This is a genomic window from Algoriphagus zhangzhouensis, from assembly GCF_900148515.1.
Lineage (GTDB): Bacteria > Bacteroidota > Bacteroidia > Cytophagales > Cyclobacteriaceae > Algoriphagus > Algoriphagus zhangzhouensis.
In genome coordinates, this window is record NZ_FRXN01000003.1 from 1 (window position 1) to 18266 (window position 18266).

Genomic DNA, 18266 nt, shown 5'->3' on the forward strand with positions numbered 1-18266 from the left:
TCGTTCTCTACCGTGATCGTGTATTCTATCGTCTCGCCCTCGGTATCTACCACCGCGTCATCCGCATTCGTCAACGACTTGGTCAGGATCAGGCTTCCAACTTCAAGTAAAGATGGTGTACTTTCTACAGGACAAACTAAATTCTGATGTGTCAATACAACTTTGAACAAATCTCCACTCTGAGAGGATGTGACATTAGAAACTGTCAATTGACTCGTCGTAGTACCACTGTATTGTCCACCATCGGAAATATTTGTCCAAGTACTCCCCCCGTCTTCACTCAACTGCCACTGGTAAATTATCCCAGAAGTAACATCTTCACCAGGGGGAATAGAAAAATCAGGGTCTCCATCATTAATAAAAGCGTCTGTATTAATTGCAAGAGCTTCAACTGAAAAACTCACATTGCTTCCTGCTTCAGCTATTTGATCAGAAGTCAGCGAAGTCACGGATATCTGGGTCGCTAAAATCGCATTTGTATAATCCCCTGAATAGGATGCAGCAATTACTTTCCCATCAGAATCAACAGACCCATCACCGTAATCATCAGAACCATTACTTCCTGTAGCATTGATATCAGAATAATATTCAACAGCATCCGGACATCCATCATTATCACTGTCTGTATCCAAATTATTTAAAACACCATCACCATCTGTATCTGAAACACAAGCATCGAATGCCAAAATAGGATCATCAAACTGAACTACAGAGCTTGCATCATCAACTCCAAAAAGGTAAATCCTGACTGTATAGGTTGTATTCGGAGATAGGTAATAAGGATCATTTCTTCTATTTCTCCTCCCCATAGGATATACTCCACCTCCTTCTCCTGCTACTTGAGAAATTGTCCCAAGGTCAGTTAAGTCACTAGCGAAACCATCATTGGAAACCGAAAATGCAACTGAATAATCTGGATTTGTGGCAACAGGATTATAAATACCATACCAATCAATATAGGCATCAAAAACAGAATTGAGTGTAGTAAAAGAAAACTCAAGATATTCATCATTTAATCTCGCTTCCTCTAATGTGCTCGCATCGATTTGGGTAACACTATAGGCCCCTGTTTCAACACTTCCATTGGTTGCTGGGACATAGGTTGTATCTACTCCGGCACCTATTATCATGTCAGGAATTGTAGTAGGGCTTACAACAAAACCTCTTAAATTGGAAGGGACAGATTTAAGTGGAGTTGAATGAATATTAAAAGGATAGGCTAATGTAGCTACATAGGGACTTCCTGTTTGATTACTATTATCTCCAGCAAACTCTGTATTTATACAGCCCTCATCCGTATCCAAAATCCCATCATTGTCATTATCCAAATCACAGGCATCTCCCACTCCATCTCCATCAGAATCAATAAAACTAGGATGGTCTGGGTGACATACACTACAAGCTTCTGACTGAAGATCCTCATTATATGCACTGACATCATTTTGCCCTCCGCTGACACTATTGGGCACTCCATCAACATCAACATCAACACCCAAACTATTTCCAACTAAGTCGGCAAAGGTAAATCCGCCATCACCTTCCAAGGCATCCGGACAGCCATCATCGTCACTGTCTGTATCTAAATAATCTGGGGTACCATCATTATCTGTGTCTCTGGAAACACAGAAAGTTATATATGCATTGTAAACCGAAAATAACCCTCTACCACCACTATCACCTATTCCAGAACCTGAGACTAATGAGTAAGCTGAATAGTCTATATTGTAAGTTTTCCCATAATTGGCATAAAAATATGGAGATCTTGAAATATCAGACCCATCACTATATACCTCGTTTTGATCTTGATATTTTGCCCAATAACCTGATCTACCTGATAGACTAGTGGAAGACCAAGGAAATGTTTCGTTATAACTATTATAAGTTTCAAACAAATCATCAACCACTTTATAATTTGAAGGAACTGAAGGGTAATCTCCAATACTTACAGTGAATGTCCCTAATACTTCAAGCAAATTTTCTCTAATGGCATTAACAAAAAATTGGTCAGAACTAAGAATTGATAGCGGGTAAGGGGGCTCACTCGGAAAAATGCCAAAGTCTCTTACATTACTTGCAGGCAAACCACTGTAAAACAATGACTCATTCGGAGAAACAGCATAAGTATTTCCAAACATTAATTGCATCGTCCCATCCCACTGATGGTCCACTCCAAAGTTTGAATTCAAATCACTTAGTTCTACTTCGATTGTAAACCTATCATTTACACCTGCGCCACCAATATCTGGAATTTGAGGTCCACTGGTATGAAGATAAACCAATTCCAAAATTCCTCCATTGATACCTATTGTATTCTGGGCAGCTAAACTTGCTGCAATATCAAAGGTATAAGTGCTTTCATCCACACAAAATCCTTCCTCAGTATCTATAATCCCATCATTATCATCATCCTCATCACAAGAATCAACATAACCATCACCATCTGAATCAGTTGGATCATATTTTGGATTATCTGGGTCACATGGGCTACAAGCTTCAGATTGTACAGAATCGTCATATGCACTAATATTTGCTTGTCCTCCATTAGCAATAGAAGGAACACCGTTTGTATCGACATCAGTACCTTTTTCTAAAACGTAACCTTCTAAATCAGCATAGGTAAACCCACCGTTTCCCTCTAAGGCATCTGGACATCCATCGTTGTCACTATCCCAATCCAAATGATTTGGAACACCATCTCCATCTTCATCACAAGTGAACATTGGTAAACCGGAAAATGTCCATGATACAGTTTCATCAGTCGGTGAATCGTTTGCGATGTACATATTATCCCAATATACTGAAGCATCTTGATTGGACTGGAAAAGCCATCCTGCAGTACTACTAAACCCAATCTCCTGATTATCAATAAGATTATAATAGGTATTTCCGTCATACAACAAGACAGCATCAGCAACTATGTAGGGAGAAGATGTAGCTCCATTAGTGTTCAATTCAATAACAATTTCACCAGAAGCATTTGGCGATATGTTGGCCGCCAACAATTCAAATTCTTCAGAGTCAGTATTATCAGTAAACACCAAATCACTAGAAGTCGGGGTGGTTTGATCGATTGTTGTGTTTACAACTGTGGAACCTGTGATCGTAATAGGCACGCTACTACTTAAATTATTTCCACTTCTATAGTGAATGTATACAGAATAGACTTCTGTAAGAGTAGAGCATTCTTCTGTATCCAAAATCCCATCATTGTCATCATCATCATCACAGAAATCAGCATATCCATCTCCATCTGTATCAGTAAAATTAGGATGGTCTGGGTGACATATACTACATGCTTCTGACTGAACTTCATCGTTATATGCACTGACATCATTTTGCCCTCCGCTGACACTATTGGGCACTCCATCAACATCAACATCAACACCCAAACTATTTCCAACTAAGTCGGCATAGGTAAATCCGCCATCACCTTCTAAAGCATCAGGACATCCGTCATTGTCACTATCCGTATCCAAGTAATCTGGAATCCCATCACCATCGGTATCTTCCCCCCCGCAATAATTCAAATCAAATAATGTCATAGACATTTGATTATCGGTAGGCTGGGCTCCAAATGCTATAAAATCAATTTTATTGATTCCAAGAGAACCTGCTGGCATCAAAAAAGTAACTTCAAGGATATGGTGTGCGTTTCCATCTCCCTGCAAAGTGTTGCCAATGATGGTATTGGACGGTGTAATTGAAGTACTGATAATAGAAGTTGAAGCAGAGGCATCAAATACTGTCTCTTTAAAAGATGCCGAACTCAAATCGAGCAATGTGCCATCGCTTAGGTAAGCATTGATGGTAAGGCGTTCTGGCCCTGCGCCATTTCCAAAGTCCACATCCGCGACTCTGAAACTGAGTTTTCTTACAGGATTGTCATAATCAAAGGATACAACTTTGGTTTCTGACGAATTTATATTCCCGCCTATTTTAATTCCATTTCCATCTCCCCCCAAAGCGATATCCCTATGAGCAAAGGATGGAGCCGTCTCAGCTGCAAGAGTACCATCTCCAGTTCCATTTATCAGAGACAGGGTTTCATTTCCTGATGAAAAACCATCTTGAGAAATAGATTGAGATTGGATTGAACCACTACTTGATAAACCTATAAAATCTGATTGATCAGTAATTCCACAAACGTAATTTTCGTTTGTATCCAAAATACCATCATTGTCATTATCCAGATCACAGGCATCTCCTACTCCATCTCCATCAACATCTGTAAACAAGGAACTTGCTGGATTACAAGAATCGCATTCTGCACTTACTAGATTATTATTTGTGGCGGTACCTTCTAAATAAGATTGACTACCTGGAACACCATAGGTGGAGCTAGAACTATTGGTGTTAACGGGATAACTTGTCGTATTAATTGATCCATCAGAATTTAAATCTGCAAAAACATAAGGACTAGACTCACTTTCAAGAGCATCTGGACAACCGTCGTTGTCAGAGTCTAAGTCTAAATAATCTTTAATACCATCGCCATCATTATCACCACAACCAGTAAAATAAATATCATCAATAGCAAAATCATTTCCAGCAGCGCCAGTTGACAGATTATAAACCTCAAAACGATATTGCTCAGTAGTAGCTCCTGTTAAATAGGTTCCCGACGAGTTTGTCCATGTATGGGAGGTTGTTATATTATCTGTACTACCACTTGCAACAACAATTCCATCACTAATTCGAATAAGACGATAACCTAAATTTACTGGAAAATTAATAGCACCATTTGAAGTAGAATTAGCATTTGCCGCCCAAAACCCAAAATCGTATGGCGTATTGCTTGAAAGATAAAAAGTAGATGAAAAAAATACACCAACGTTGATAGACCCATTAACGGCTAAAAACATGTCGTCTTGAGTTCCAGTGGTATGACCGACCAAACTTGCAAAATAAGTATGAGCATTATCAACATGCCCGTTCATTACAATATATTTCCCCTCATTCAGAGTATTCCCATTTGGAGAGGAGGAAGTGAGAGATGAAAGAAAACTATATCCACCTCCTGGAGCTGTTTCTAAATCTCTGGTGAACCAACTTGAATTTTCACCAAAAGTACCTGTGAATTCGTTTGTAAACAGACTACCACATTCGTCTGCGTCTAATATTCCATCATTGTCGTCATCTAAATCATCTGAATTACAGATACCATCTCCATCATAATCATCACCAGAGCCTGTACCACCAATTACACCAGCACAACTTTGTAAGTTATATTCGTAATCTTTTAGAAAACTTGCATTTTCAATTTTACCCACTTCCAACTCCCAATCTCCATCTCTACCTGTAATATCATCTGAAGCAGATACAGAAATTCCTAAAGTTGCCTCTAAGTATGAAACAGCACCTCTTCCTTCTATACCTCTTCCGAATTCACAACCATAAATATTTACGTGATCTATTTCTCCCTGCTTTGAAGAGATTAATTGGCTTAAAAAATTGGAAATTTCAACAGGACTTAACCATTGCCCACCAATCTTCAACTGGCCTGGCTTTCCATGTGAGAAAAATTGGAGAGTTGATTCGAACTCATTAGAGATTTCAAACTCACTTAGAATTTGATCTTTGCCTTCAACCTCCTCATCAATCCAAAGGAGATCGGATTTAAAACTGATCTCATCATGTCCAAAAGTAAAAACCTTTGAATTTTCTACCTGCGCGGACGAATGAGAATTTGAAATCAAAAATGGATTAGCATCCACACGTCTAAAGTAAACTTTAGACGTGACAGCACGAGCTCCAAATCGATAATCGAAGGAATTGTCATTTGAGACAAGAATTCCGGTGATTCCAAAGAACCACAACCAAAGCAAAAGGGAAATAGGTGATCTTTCCATAAATTGTACTATTTACACCACTCACTCTCCATGAAATCCTCAAGAGGTTTTTCGTTAACTGAACAAACCCGATCCTCTTCCCCTCTCAATTAACAATTGAATTATTCACAGATTCATTAAATGGAATTTTGTACAAATTAAAGAAGTAGACCATTCATAAACTAATTTTTAAGATTCACAAACAGATGCGTAAAGGGTTTTTTTGGTTATAAACGGCATTTTATTTGTTTTTATGGAATCATTTCAAACGTTTGCACTGAATTTTAACATTCTAAAAAAATTGCACTTAAACATCATTTTTATGATTATTTACCTTTATACAAATAAACGTATTTCATAGTGTAAAAAAAGCATCAAGCAATTGACAATTAGCGGTATATAGTCAAAATGCTCTAATATCAAAAAATCGATTTTATTACTTTTCTAATATTTCATATGATTTTTAAAATGGAGGAAATTTCACCCAATTTTTTGGGTGAAATTTTTTTTTGAAAAAACTGAAAAAAAATTTTCTAATCCAGCTAATCTCTTTTTTGAAGCAAAAAATTTAATATCAGAAACTCTAACCCTGATAAATCCTTGACAGTAATATGGGTTACAGAGACTTCCCCATCTCTGAAAAATCTGCAACCCATCATTTATTTTCTCCGAAATCAGAAATTAGTTCAATCGAAAATTAAATTCATTCATTAAAAAAAATAGATCGAATTCTCAATGATACCGATCTAAGCAAAATGAAAATCTAGATGCAAGTCTCGATTAAAAAGACATTCCCCTATCAAGAATGGATCAATAAATCGAGACCAAAAAGATTAAAAAAACAATACGGTTATTAAAATATCACAAAATTGATTCTTTACTTCCATAATTAATTATATTATTAAAACAATTAAATATTGAATTGACAAATATAAAAACCCTCAATAAAAGTTTTTCTCCACCTATTTAATTATTCAAAACAATTAATTTTTAAAGAATTATTCAGTTAACTAAAAATAAATTTCACCTATTATTTATTTAATTAAAGCTCTTCTTAAAGATGAGCTAACCAATATTTATTTAATAAATTCTTAAGAACCAAACGTTTTTTACTTCATATTAAACAACTGTTTTTCAGTATTTTATAAATATTTCAAATTATTTTAGTTACTTTTCAATTTTAGTTAAAACAAAATTTTACAAAAACACTGATAGTCCAACAAAAAATAAAATCAGTATATAAAATACAATTAACATTATACGTTATATTTACATTACATAAATTAAAACGTAAGCCCATATTTAACCTATAGAAAAAATTAATTTTAAATTATTCCTATAGATGACATGTATTTTTTAAGAAAAATTACCGGTTTGGTTTCTGGCATAAAAACCAAAAAAATGACAATTGAAGGTCGAATAGTTAAGTATTCTTATCAGGGGAAATTTATTGGAATCAATCCTTTTTCCATGCTCAGAGATTTAAGCTATAAAGCCCAAGGAATAGCAAATCTCAACTCTGAATTGAAGCTAAAAGATTTTCAGGAAATAACTTTTGGTTGCATTCCTGATTTTGGCAACGAATTGAATATTCGAGTGGATACCAAAATTGACAAGACTAGCTTCACAATAGAAAGAAGCGTAAAGAAAATGGATCAAACTCCTCACACTTGCTATGAATTCTATTTTGAGGAGATTCTCTTTGCCAGGTTAATCAAAAAGTATGATTATGGAAGCCAATTCTCTTCTGTTGTAATCAATTTTAAAAATTCATTATCTGCTCCAACAAAAGAAGAATCAAATCAAGTATCCTGGAAATCTGGAAATCAATTACTTATTGCAGAGAATTTTGGCCATTCCCATGTAAATATCTGCTATGATCTAGAATTATTGCTTAGAATGGGTAATATGGTATCCTAATCGATGTGATTTTCATAGATCAATGGATACAGGTCAAATTCATAAATATTGCCATTTCGATCAGAAAACAGGATTAACCAAGGGCCCTTTGGAATTCCTCGATAATTCTGTTTACTGAGGCTAACATTATTTAGATGTGCCCCATTTGCGGATTTTAACCTGATTATCTCCCGAACTTCTAATGGTTGATTCGAAACAATTCTAACTTCATTTACAGATATCTCAGCAGATCCATCCGAAAAACCAATGGTGTGAGCTTCTATTATCATTCCATTCGGCAAATGAGTGGTAACCGGACGCGTTGGAGAGGTTTCCTCAGTAAGATTTACATAAGGAAAATCAGTCCATTTCCCCTCCTCTTCTCTGACTCTCAATACAAACTGTGGCTGACCATTTTGATCCACACTGTTTTTTGTCACTAAAATCAACCTACCATCTTCCAGCAAAGTGGAATTCAAATGATCGTCTGCAGTTTGATTTCCTTTGGAAACAGTAATCAGACCTGACCAGTCAAGTTCATTGTTTAAGTAAACTCTTTCATAAATCGCTTCCTCTAGTTGATTGGACCATACCACCGATATTCCACCTTTGATCCTTGAAACGACTGAAATATCATCTTTACTAATAGAATCCCCCAAAAAGGCTGGTTGGGACCATGTTTTACCTTGATCAGTAGATGACCAGACTAGCACCTGCTCATTCCAATCGGAACCTACCCATAGTGTCCCTGAATCATCTTTGGTAATTGTTGCAGTTTCGATCTCATGACAAACAGGAGGAATAGGGATTGAATTCACTAATTCCATTCGTATGGACTTTGATGTAGTCTTCAGCTTGAGGTACTTCAGTTCGCAATTCCCTACCAATACTATAAATTGATTTCCCCCTTCAGAATACACATCCGCTTTTCCTGGAAGACTCCGTAATTCAATATTTAAATTCTCCTCTTTTATCCATTCTCCTTCATTTCTTTTCCAGACATGTGGCCCAATTGAATCGGGTAGAATCGCCCACCAAGCTCCAGCTGAAAACCAGATTTTGGATTGTGGCTTGTCTTGAGTTGGGTCTTTAAAATCAACTTTAAAAACAGGTTTCACTTCTAATTCTTGAGCAAACACTTGATCCTCAACAAGAAGAAAAATTGGAATTCCTATGAGAATAAGAATGAGAAAGTTTCGAATCATGATTTAAGGGCGTTTTTGAAATACCAGAACTCTACTTTGGTAATTTAAAATATCAAAATGACCTCAATATGAATTAGAGATCAAAGTTTCAGTAATTAGAGTACTGAGTATGGCTTATTTTAGTCCATCTTAAACCAAAAAAAGAATGAAAACGGATTTCATTCTTTTCTATACCATCACTTGAAAATCTGAGAAAGAAGGAGGACCTAAGTCCTCCTATCACAAGCACTGAGATTCCTATCTCAAAGCAAAAAGAAACATTTCATCTCAGTGTAGTATCAATTGCTTTCTTGTTCCTTTTTTGGTGTCTAAGGTGCTGAAGATCAACTTACCTGATGGGGAAATTAGATAAGGAACAGAACCTACCAGAATATCCTCAAAATCATAACTTGGTGAGATTTTTTGATTGTCTGGGTCAATCTTAAAAATTTTACCTTGAGCCATCACTTCATCAATTCTCACAGTAGTGATTTTCAGTGAATACCCAAGATCATCGGTGGAAGTATGAATCCCCTGCTCCAATTCTGCAGGTACACTTCTGATCAATGCATACACCTCTCCATCTACCTCAAAAATATCCGATTCCAAATGGATTGGGTTTCTTCCTATCAAGCGTACCGGCTCATTGTTATCGCCTTCTATTTCTTCTGTGAGATAGGCAGTTTTTAGATCTCCTTGAGAAGAAATCTGCAAAATCACAGTGGAAACAGGTGTTCTTTGATTGGCAAAAGTGATTAAATAATCTCCATTCGAAATTGGGGTAATTGATTCCACTGAAGCCACATTCAAATCTTTGAACTTCACTTTTGAATCAGCTGGAATTTGCAACTTGGACTCTATTTCCGCATTGGTTATTTGCTTGGCAAAGACTAAATCATCCTCAATTTTATAAATAGCAATACTTGGTTTTTTATTTAATCCATCTGCATAATATGGAGCAATTACAAACTGAGAACCAGCTGCTTCCTCAATTTTAATATCAATGCTAGGCCTTTTGTTGGGGCCTTCTGCAAAGGGAAGTGGGATCTGATTTAAAATATTACCCTCATGATCCATCCGGATAGCCCGAAGATTACTGTCATCTTTAGCGGATTGAGAGTTCAATGCCAATACTCCATAAGATGTTTGTGCATAAGTAATCCCAATCGGTGCTGATTCCATAGCAGTTATCACTTGGTTGTCCCAAGACTTGGTAGCCATATCATATATCCCGGAAATATATTGAGGATCACTTGTAGCCATCATTCCAGCGATAAAGGCTTTTCCATCCAAAGGAACATACTCTGTCTCTCCTTCTATCGCTTTTAATAATCTATTCTGCCGGCTAGTTTGATAGCTTTGGTTATCAACACCTTCATTTCTTATCGCAAAGGATACAAATGGCCAGAATTTATCATCCAATTGAATCTGATCCTCTTTTTTGAATTTGAATCCAGACCAAAGATCATTGTAATATCGATTTTCAAAGGCACCTATGTTCAACTTGGGCTTTCCGGCCAAAACTGTTTTCTGAAAATGCCCAAATTTCTTTCCTGCCAAATTTGCAGGCACCTTGGCTCCTGTAAGCATGGGTTCAGCTTCCAAATTTGAAAATTGCGAAAAATTGGAAGCATCATATTTTTCTTCTACTGAGGAAATAACTTCACCTTCATCATCAGTAGTCACCTCTAAAAACATTAAACCATTCTTTTTATCCTGATATAGATAAAAATGGTTCAGTTGGGTTTTGGACTCGTCCCAAAAAGTCCCACTATAATATAATGCTCCTTTTTTAGCGGCTTTTTCTGCCTCAGCACTTAAAGGGAGATCTGCTTCATTGGCAGTAATAGATTGAGAATAGGCGAAAAAAAATCCTGTCATTCCCATCAAAAGGGTAAGTGTTATTTTCTTGATCATTGCTTTGAGAGTTTTGTTTATCCAAAATTCCCTCAATAGATCTCCTTTTATCTACCCAATTACCTTGATTTTTCTCCCTGTTTTCGGGGAGAAAGAACACTTTTGAGGATTTTAATCTCATTTTTTTTATTTTCCATCGCCAAGAAAACCTTAAGCCTCATGAGTCATAAAAAACATGCCTCTGCATTTTTCGGAGTGCTTTTAGCATTCAGTTTTTCAGCCTTCGCCCAAAAGGACAGTTTATTTAATGCAGCAGAAAATTTTCATCAAGAAAACAAACCATTAGAGGCTGTAGAAGCCTACAAAAATATCGGTCGATATTTTGAATCCATTCAAGATTATGATTCTGCCTTTCATTTTTATCGAATTGAAGGAGAATATATCAAAGAGCACATTGAAAAACCGACTCGGGATTCACTTTTGGGAAAAGTCTACATGGATTTTTCATTCGTTGCCTTAGGGATGAGAAATTTGGACATGGCCCTCCCCTATTTGGATAGCGCTGAGTTTATTTATGAAAAGTTAAAAAGCTATGGAGACCTTGCAAGGGTGATGAATAACCGAGCCAATGCTTTGAATGAAATGAACCGTTTCCAAGAGGCAATTGGCTATTTGCTGAAAGCTATTGAATATGGTGAACTTGTAGAAAATAAGGAAAGTGAAGATGCTTTACTCAACAGCGTTTACAACAATATTGGTAAAAACTACCTGTCCCTGGAAGATTGGAGCAACGCAGCCAAATACACTCAAATGGCCATTAACATCCACTCATCCTATGAAATCAACAATGCTCACGCCCGATTGAACCTTAGCAACGCTTATATAGGAATGGATTCGACAGAGCTTGCCATTCAGGCTGCCTTGGAGGCGGAAGAAATCTACAAGGAAGTCGGCTTTGCCTATGGTATAATCGCCGCTAAAAACAATATTGGTCTGGCTCTAAAAAATCAAGGGAATTGGGAGGAGGCTTCAAAACTCTTCGAAGAATCTATATTGATGTCTGAAGAAGTAAATTATCCATTGGGAAAACTGGAAGCTATGATCAACAGGTCTCCTATTTTAGCATCCAATGGACAGTTTGTCAAGGCCATTTCAGAAATGAAAGAAGCAGAAGAACTATGTCTCCTATATGATGATAATCAATACCTCAAATCTGTTCAAGAGAATTTGGCTGAATTGTATGAAAAAACAGGAAACACTTCACTTGCTTTAACCTATTTCAAGTCTTTCAAAGCTCTGGATGATTCCCTGAAATCCTCAGAAAACGTCAAAAACGTCAATGATCTATTGCTTCGATATGAGTCTTCTGAGAAAGAAAAGCAGCTAGCAAAACAGGAAGCTGAAATTCAGACTCAAAATGCTACCCTTGCCATCAAAAACTCGCAGCTTGCCTATCTTCTGTCAGGCTTGGGAATTCTTATACTCGGGGGCACTTTCTTTTATAGTCGAAATCGATCCTTGCAAAAGGAGGCACTTCAACAGGCTGTGATTGAAGAAAAAGAAAAAGGGCTAGATGCTGTCATTCAAGCCACAGAGGAAGAAAGAAAACGAATCAGTAAAGACCTCCACGATGGGATCGGTCAACAATTGGCGGCATTGAAACTTGGGCTTCAAAACATCCAAAAAAGAGCTGGCCAAGACATCCAACCAGAATTGATGGAAATAACCGGACGGTTTTCGAAGTCAGCAGATGAAATAAGGCAGATTTCCCACCAAATGATGCCAAGGGCCTTGATGGAAGCGGGGTTGGTACAAGCATCAGAGGATTTGTTGAGGAATACCTTTCAATACTCCGATATCCACTATGAATTTGAACACCATGGAATGGAGGAGAGACTTGATGAAAGAATTGAAATCAGTATTTACAGAGTTCTTCAGGAGCTTTTGACCAATATTCTCAAACACTCCCAGGCTAATCATGTGAACATTCAGCTATTGAAATTGAAAAATAAGTTGACTCTTTTGGTTGAAGACAATGGACAGGGAATATCAAATGAAAACTCTAAAGGTCATGGACAGATGAATATCAGAAACCGATTGGACCTTATAAAGGGAACTGTCAACTATGAACCAGGCTCAGAAAACGGACTACTTGCAATCATTACCGTCCCTTTAGATTAAATGGAAAAAATCAGAATAGTAATTGTAGATGACCATCAGTTGATTTGCGATGGACTTTCAAGGATCATTCAAGAAATCCCTGAATTTGAGGTTATTACTACTTATCAAAATCCAATAGAGGCTTTACAAAAAATCCCTGTTTGGAAGCCTGATATTCTCTTGGTTGATTTTGAGATGCCGGGATTAAATGGTCTAGAATTAATCCAAAAACTAAAGCTAGAAATTCCCGACCTAAGATCTATTTTATTAACCATGCATTTGGACAAGGCAACTGTCAAAGAAGCCTTGAGTCAAGGTGTAAACGCTTATATCTTAAAAAACTTGGATGAATTCGAACTGAGGATTGCTTTGGAAAAGGTAAGAAACGATCAAAATTACTACAGTGCGCCGGTCACCGAAGTCTTAAACGACAAATACAAAGTGATTCAAAAAAACTCAAATTCCCAATTGGAAAGTTTAAGTAATCGAGAGCGAGAAGTTTTACGATTAATAGCTGAAGCATTTTCTACCAAGGAGATTGCACATCAACTAAGCGTTGAAATTTCCACTATTGAAACTCATAGAAAATCACTTCTCAGAAAGTTGGATGTCAGAAATGTTGCTGGACTGGTTCGCATAGCCATTCAAGAAGGACTGGTTACATGATAGCAGCGAGGTGTATAAAAACAAAAAGAGGGCTGTTAGCCCTCTTTTTTTATTTCACTTCAAGTTTTTCTGAGTTTGTACTGATTCTCAATCCTTTCTTTTCAACCAAAAGACCTGAATCGTGATCTTCGATGATGATCGTGAAAGAGTCATCTGTAAACACTTTTGGCTTATATCCCCTCGCAGGGATTCTCCTTTTGTATTCCAACTCACCCGTCCTTTCATTAATTACTGATAGCAATGGAAATTTAGCATTGGGAACAACAGCAATTTCCGCCAGATGACCAATTGCCTTTTTTCCATAGTTATCTTCCACAGAAACTTCCACTGGCCAATCTGAATATTGTCCATTAGGATCTAGAATTGGATCTACATATCTCGGCCAGCATTCAATCTTCATCTTTTGATTTTCCTTATCAAATGTGATAATTCCATAGCCAGTTGCTCTATCATAGATTCGAGCAGGTTCCAATCCTGTTTTATGTGGATTGCCAATAGCATAAACTGTCATTTTATTCCCAAAACCATCCTCAAAATCACCAGTATACTTCGGCTTGCCCGGAATGGATCGATGACTGGCATCCACTGTTGGCCACCATCTTCTAGGCCATAAATTATTCAAAGCAGGTCCTGCAAAGGCAAATCCTGAATCTCTATACTCGTCTACTCCATATTGAACAGTACTTGCCAAATGCTGATCTCCAGCAATATGAAGAGCATGACTTTTACGGATTATCCGCACCGCCTTATCTCTTCCCTTTTGTGGCCAGCCATTGGAATCCATATCAATCGTAGGTGCATCGCCAGCCGGATACTCCCCTTTCTCTGGAATAGGTAATCTCGGTACAATCTCATCGATCAAGCTTCCTTCTGGCAATGTGGCAACTGTACAAAAGTTGGTTTGGGATAAAACCGCCTTCATTTGTGTATCAGGAGTCCAATTCTCCACCCAGCTTTCCAAAAATTTCAACTGCCTATCCCCAAGTAAGGTGGCATCAATATCATACTGCTTTTTGATATCAAAATCTGGATTCTGGATAAATCCATTTTGAACCTTTGCCTCAGTTGGAAGGACATTTTTAGGAGCAGATTTGAATTTCCTATCCTCCAAAACCGCAAAACTGACACCTCCATAAACCCATTCTGTGTAATAAACTCCAATGTTTTGCTTGATCGCCGTAGAGTCAAAAGGATCTGGCAAATGGCTGGTTTGCGTTTCCTGAACCATATTTACCCATTCACCTGGCATTTTATATCCGCCTTGATCTTGAGCAATGTATCCCCATCCTTTATCAGTTGGTGCAACTTTTCCTCCTTCTCCCCAGACATTGCCATGATAGACATCATGATCATCTGGAATGAATGCAGAAGGAATTGTTCTAAAGATATTTCGATAGGACCACCCGAACATGTACCATTTTCTCAAATAGTCCAGACTTGACTTTTCAAAAGGACCCGTTTGTATACCAAAACCACCTGTTCCTTCATAGAATTGATCTCCCAAGAAAAAGGCGATCTCAGGGTTGTGCTTGGCAACATTGATACTTACCTCTTCATCAGGAAATCCGTAGTCCGCATTACAACTGAAAACAGCTGCTTTGAGATTTTCCAAAGATTCCGGCTCCTTCGCGATTTCACCATAATAATAGAAATCTTCTACCCCTGTTTTCAAAGGAATCGAAACCCCAACTCTGTAACCGGTCTTTCCTTTATCCCAATTTTCAATTCTAAACTTGGCAGTTCTGGCCATTGGCTGAATAGTAGCCTCTCCTACTTTTTCCCAGCCAGAATCATTTTTGATTTCTAAAAAGACTTTGGAGTCAGCTATTTTCTCTATCGGAGCCAATTGAGCAGTCAACTTCAATGTACCTTGATGCAAGGTGTATTGAGAAAAGCAAATCGGTCCAAAAAACTGTTTTGAATTAAAAGTCAATTTCTCTCCTTCAAAAGACCAATCAGAAAAGGCTACCAAAGGACTTGACTCGTCGCTTTTATCCTTGGATGCATGGGCAACCAAACTGATATTCCCTTCCAAAATCTGAGGCTCAATGCTAGCGATTTCAAGTTTTACAGATTTCCCTTTCTGAGGCTTCGCTGATAATGATAGCATGTATTTCCCCTTTTGATAGCTTGCTACCAGAGCTAATTCTATCTCTTGATTCAAGTCCAAAGTTTCTTTTGACTCCAAATCATTTCCGACAAGTTTACCTAGTCCATTTATCCCCACATCCAATCCTTCTCCAAAAACTGCTGAGGATCGATAATCTGCAAATTTCCCTTTGGCACCTAAACGGAAACCAACAAAAGCATTTCCTTCACCTATCAATTCTTTATTCAACCAGGAGATTTTGACTGATTCATTGAAAGAAACTAATTTATCTCCCAATTGATGAGTCAAAATATGAAGAGTTCTGTTGGGTCCAGAAATGACACATTGGGCTTTTCCATTCACAATTTCCCAATCCTGAAGCCTGTTACCCCAGTATTCAGGACCGACCCATTTCATATCTGGCCAGTTTTCCCAATTACTTTTATAGGTGTGCTGATCTTCGGAAATGATTTCCTTCAATCCAGAAAATGCCTGAACAGGAAATGTAAATGCACTACTTAAAGTGGAAAGAGCTATAGTCTTTACAGCTGATCTTCTCTTCATAATTTAATGGTAATTGAATCTTAAAAATAGGTCAAATAGCCTAAGTATTTTATACCGTTAAAAAAACTATTAAAAATAATCCAACATCCCTTATTTTCGATGAATTTTTAATTCTAATGATCAAAAGCTCTCAAACTACTCAGGGTCTGATCCTTGCCTTATCTGCTGCCATTTTTTGGGGTATTTCAGGAAATTGTGCCCAATACCTTTTTGAATATAAAGCGATTGATCCTTCTTGGTTGGTATGTTGGAGGTTGATGCTTGCTGGCCTCTTATTGGTTAGCTATGAACTTTTCAAGAAAGGAAAACAGACCTTTGAAATATGGAAGACCAAAAGCTCCCTGATTCAATTACTGGTTTTCAGTATTTTCGGAATGTTAGCTGTTCAATATTCCTATTTCTACAGCATCAAACTTTCCAATGCTGCTACAGCCACTGTCTTGCAGTATATCGGTCCTGTCTTCGTGGTTTCTTTTTATGCCATCAAGTTTAGAAGATGGCCCGTTTTGGTTGAATTTGCTTCGATGTTTTTTGCAGTAGCAGGAACCTTCCTATTAGTGACTCATGGCAACTGGAATGAATTAGTCATTTCGGAAGGAGCTTTTTTCTGGGGAATTATTTCAGCAATCACTTTGGCCTTTTATACCATTTATCCTGTTCAGCTTCTAAAAAAGTATTCCGCCGCCAGTATCACGGGATGGGCTATGTTGATTGGAGGGTTGATCCTTTCGGTATTTCTCCAACCTTGGCAAATTGATGGCATTTGGGATGCAAGTACTATTGCAGTTTTCGCCTACATTATTCTTTTTGGAAGCTTGATTCCATTTATGTTTTTCCTCAGTGCGGTGCCAAAAATTGGAGCCCAAACTGCTTCTCTCCTATGTAGCGTAGAGCCTTTGGCTGCAGCAATCATGGCCGTTCTTTGGTTAGGAGTGAGCTTTAGCTTGATGGATTGGATGGGAACAGCCCTGATTTTATCCACGATAGTTTTATTGACTTTTGCGACTAAGCCTAAGGAAATCCACCTATAAGATTTCTTTCTGCAATTCCCTTGCAGCCCTCTTTTGCTAATTTAGGTTTCAAATAGCAAACTATGGCGCATTCTCATTCCCATCATGATCATACTCACGGATCTGGCAACCTGAAACTTGCATTTTTCCTCAACCTTGGATTCACCATACTAGAATTGATCGGAGGCATATATGTCAATTCGGTTGCAATTTTATCAGATGCAATTCATGACTTGGGGGACTCCCTCTCTTTGGGATTGGCTTGGGGATTGGACATCAAATCGAAACAAAAGGCAAATGACAATTTTTCATTCGGGTATGGAAGATTCTCCCTTTTAGGAGCCCTTATCAATGGATTAGTTTTGATAATTGGATCTGTATTTATTGTTAAAGAAGCCATAGAACGACTTTTCAATCCAGAACCGAGCAATGCTACTGGCATGATACTTTTTGCAATTGTGGGAGTAGCAGTAAATGGTTATGCAGCTTGGAAAGTCAGTCATGGTAACTCTCAAAATGAAAAAGTAATCAGCTGGCATTTGATGGAGGATGTATTGGGATGGGTTGCAGTTTTGATAGCAGGGATTCTTTTATTTTTCTTTGATATCCCTTGGATTGACCCGGTTCTTTCACTAGCCATTTCTACATTTATACTTTGGAATGTGGTCAGAAACTTGAAAGAGACGATCTATATTTTTCTTCAAGCGGTTCCATCCAATATTTCTCTTGACAAAATCAAAACTGATATCCTTTCTCAGCCGAATGTTGAATCCCTTCATCATGTGCACATTTGGTCACTAGAGGGAGCCAACCATGTCTTTACTGCCCATATCAAATTAAAGGAAATCAATGATCTTCGAGAACTATCAGAAACCAAGTTGGAAGTTCAAAAGATACTAAAGGAATATCCATTAGGACATTATACCATTGAATGGGAGCTTTCCAATGAGGAATGCGCTTTGGAGGAGCATGAACATGATCATTCTGAAAATGCACATTCTCATTAAGC

9 protein-coding genes are annotated in these 18266 nt (G+C 37.6%); 5 read left to right on the forward strand and 4 right to left on the reverse strand.

All coding sequences use genetic code 11. The annotated features are described in order from the left end of the window. Positions 1 to 5849, reverse strand: a 5849-nt coding sequence (locus BUF13_RS10370; RefSeq protein WP_083586432.1) for a DUF4347 domain-containing protein, incomplete at its 3' end; no start/stop codon positions are given. Between the two features lie 1380 nt (positions 5850 to 7229). Between BUF13_RS10370 and BUF13_RS10375 the strand changes: the two genes are divergently transcribed. Continuing rightward, positions 7230 to 7748, forward strand: coding sequence for a hypothetical protein (locus BUF13_RS10375; protein WP_134204421.1), 519 nt, complete (start codon positions 7230 to 7232; stop codon positions 7746 to 7748). On the opposite strand, the gene BUF13_RS10380 is transcribed toward BUF13_RS10375, so the two are convergent. Further along, a complete protein-coding gene (locus tag BUF13_RS10380; RefSeq protein WP_073571748.1) occupies positions 7745 to 8932 on the reverse strand; it encodes a hypothetical protein in 1188 nt (395 codons plus the stop codon). The two genes, BUF13_RS10375 and BUF13_RS10380, sit on opposite strands and share 4 nt — an antisense overlap. A gap of 267 nt (positions 8933 to 9199) precedes the next feature. Next, entirely contained in the window at positions 9200 to 10828 is a 1629-nt protein-coding gene (locus BUF13_RS10385; RefSeq protein WP_073571749.1) for a hypothetical protein, read from the reverse strand. Between the two features lie 159 nt (positions 10829 to 10987). Here BUF13_RS10385 and BUF13_RS10390 point away from each other — a divergent pair, with 159 nt between their 5' ends. Both BUF13_RS10390 and BUF13_RS10395 read left to right on the forward strand, forming a co-directional pair. Further along, complete coding sequence (locus BUF13_RS10390; protein ID WP_073571750.1) at positions 10988 to 12949, forward strand: ATP-binding protein; 1962 nt, start codon at positions 10988 to 10990, stop codon at positions 12947 to 12949. Continuing rightward, complete coding sequence (locus BUF13_RS10395) at positions 12950 to 13594, forward strand: response regulator (protein ID WP_073571751.1); 645 nt, start codon at positions 12950 to 12952, stop codon at positions 13592 to 13594. A 49-nt stretch (positions 13595 to 13643) separates the two neighbouring features. Here BUF13_RS10395 and BUF13_RS10400 read toward each other — a convergent pair whose 3' ends face one another. Continuing rightward, positions 13644 to 16247, reverse strand: coding sequence for an alkaline phosphatase D family protein (locus tag BUF13_RS10400; RefSeq protein WP_073571752.1), 2604 nt, complete (start codon positions 16245 to 16247; stop codon positions 13644 to 13646). Positions 16248 to 16363: 116 nt separating this feature from the next. Here BUF13_RS10400 and BUF13_RS10405 point away from each other — a divergent pair, with 116 nt between their 5' ends. Together BUF13_RS10405 and BUF13_RS10410 are read left to right on the forward strand one after the other, a co-directional pair. Then, entirely contained in the window at positions 16364 to 17278 is a 915-nt protein-coding gene (locus tag BUF13_RS10405) for an EamA family transporter (protein ID WP_073571753.1), read from the forward strand. 62 nt (positions 17279 to 17340) lie between these two features. Further along, complete coding sequence (locus BUF13_RS10410; protein ID WP_073571754.1) at positions 17341 to 18264, forward strand: cation diffusion facilitator family transporter; 924 nt, start codon at positions 17341 to 17343, stop codon at positions 18262 to 18264. Positions 18265 to 18266 lie beyond the last annotated feature (2 nt).

Bases quoted from the DNA above. Each gene is read 5' to 3' on its own strand.
- BUF13_RS10375 (WP_134204421.1), top strand. From the start codon at position 7,230: ATGACAATTGAAGGTCGAATAGTTAAGTATTCTTATCAGGGGAAATTT.
- BUF13_RS10380 (WP_073571748.1), bottom strand. From the start codon at position 8,932: ATGATTCGAAACTTTCTCATTCTTATTCTCATAGGAATTCCAATTTTT.
- BUF13_RS10385 (WP_073571749.1), bottom strand. From the start codon at position 10,828: ATGATCAAGAAAATAACACTTACCCTTTTGATGGGAATGACAGGATTT.
- BUF13_RS10390 (WP_073571750.1), top strand. From the start codon at position 10,988: ATGAGTCATAAAAAACATGCCTCTGCATTTTTCGGAGTGCTTTTAGCA.
- BUF13_RS10395 (WP_073571751.1), top strand. From the start codon at position 12,950: ATGGAAAAAATCAGAATAGTAATTGTAGATGACCATCAGTTGATTTGC.
- BUF13_RS10400 (WP_073571752.1), bottom strand. From the start codon at position 16,247: ATGAAGAGAAGATCAGCTGTAAAGACTATAGCTCTTTCCACTTTAAGT.
- BUF13_RS10405 (WP_073571753.1), top strand. From the start codon at position 16,364: ATGATCAAAAGCTCTCAAACTACTCAGGGTCTGATCCTTGCCTTATCT.
- BUF13_RS10410 (WP_073571754.1), top strand. From the start codon at position 17,341: ATGGCGCATTCTCATTCCCATCATGATCATACTCACGGATCTGGCAAC.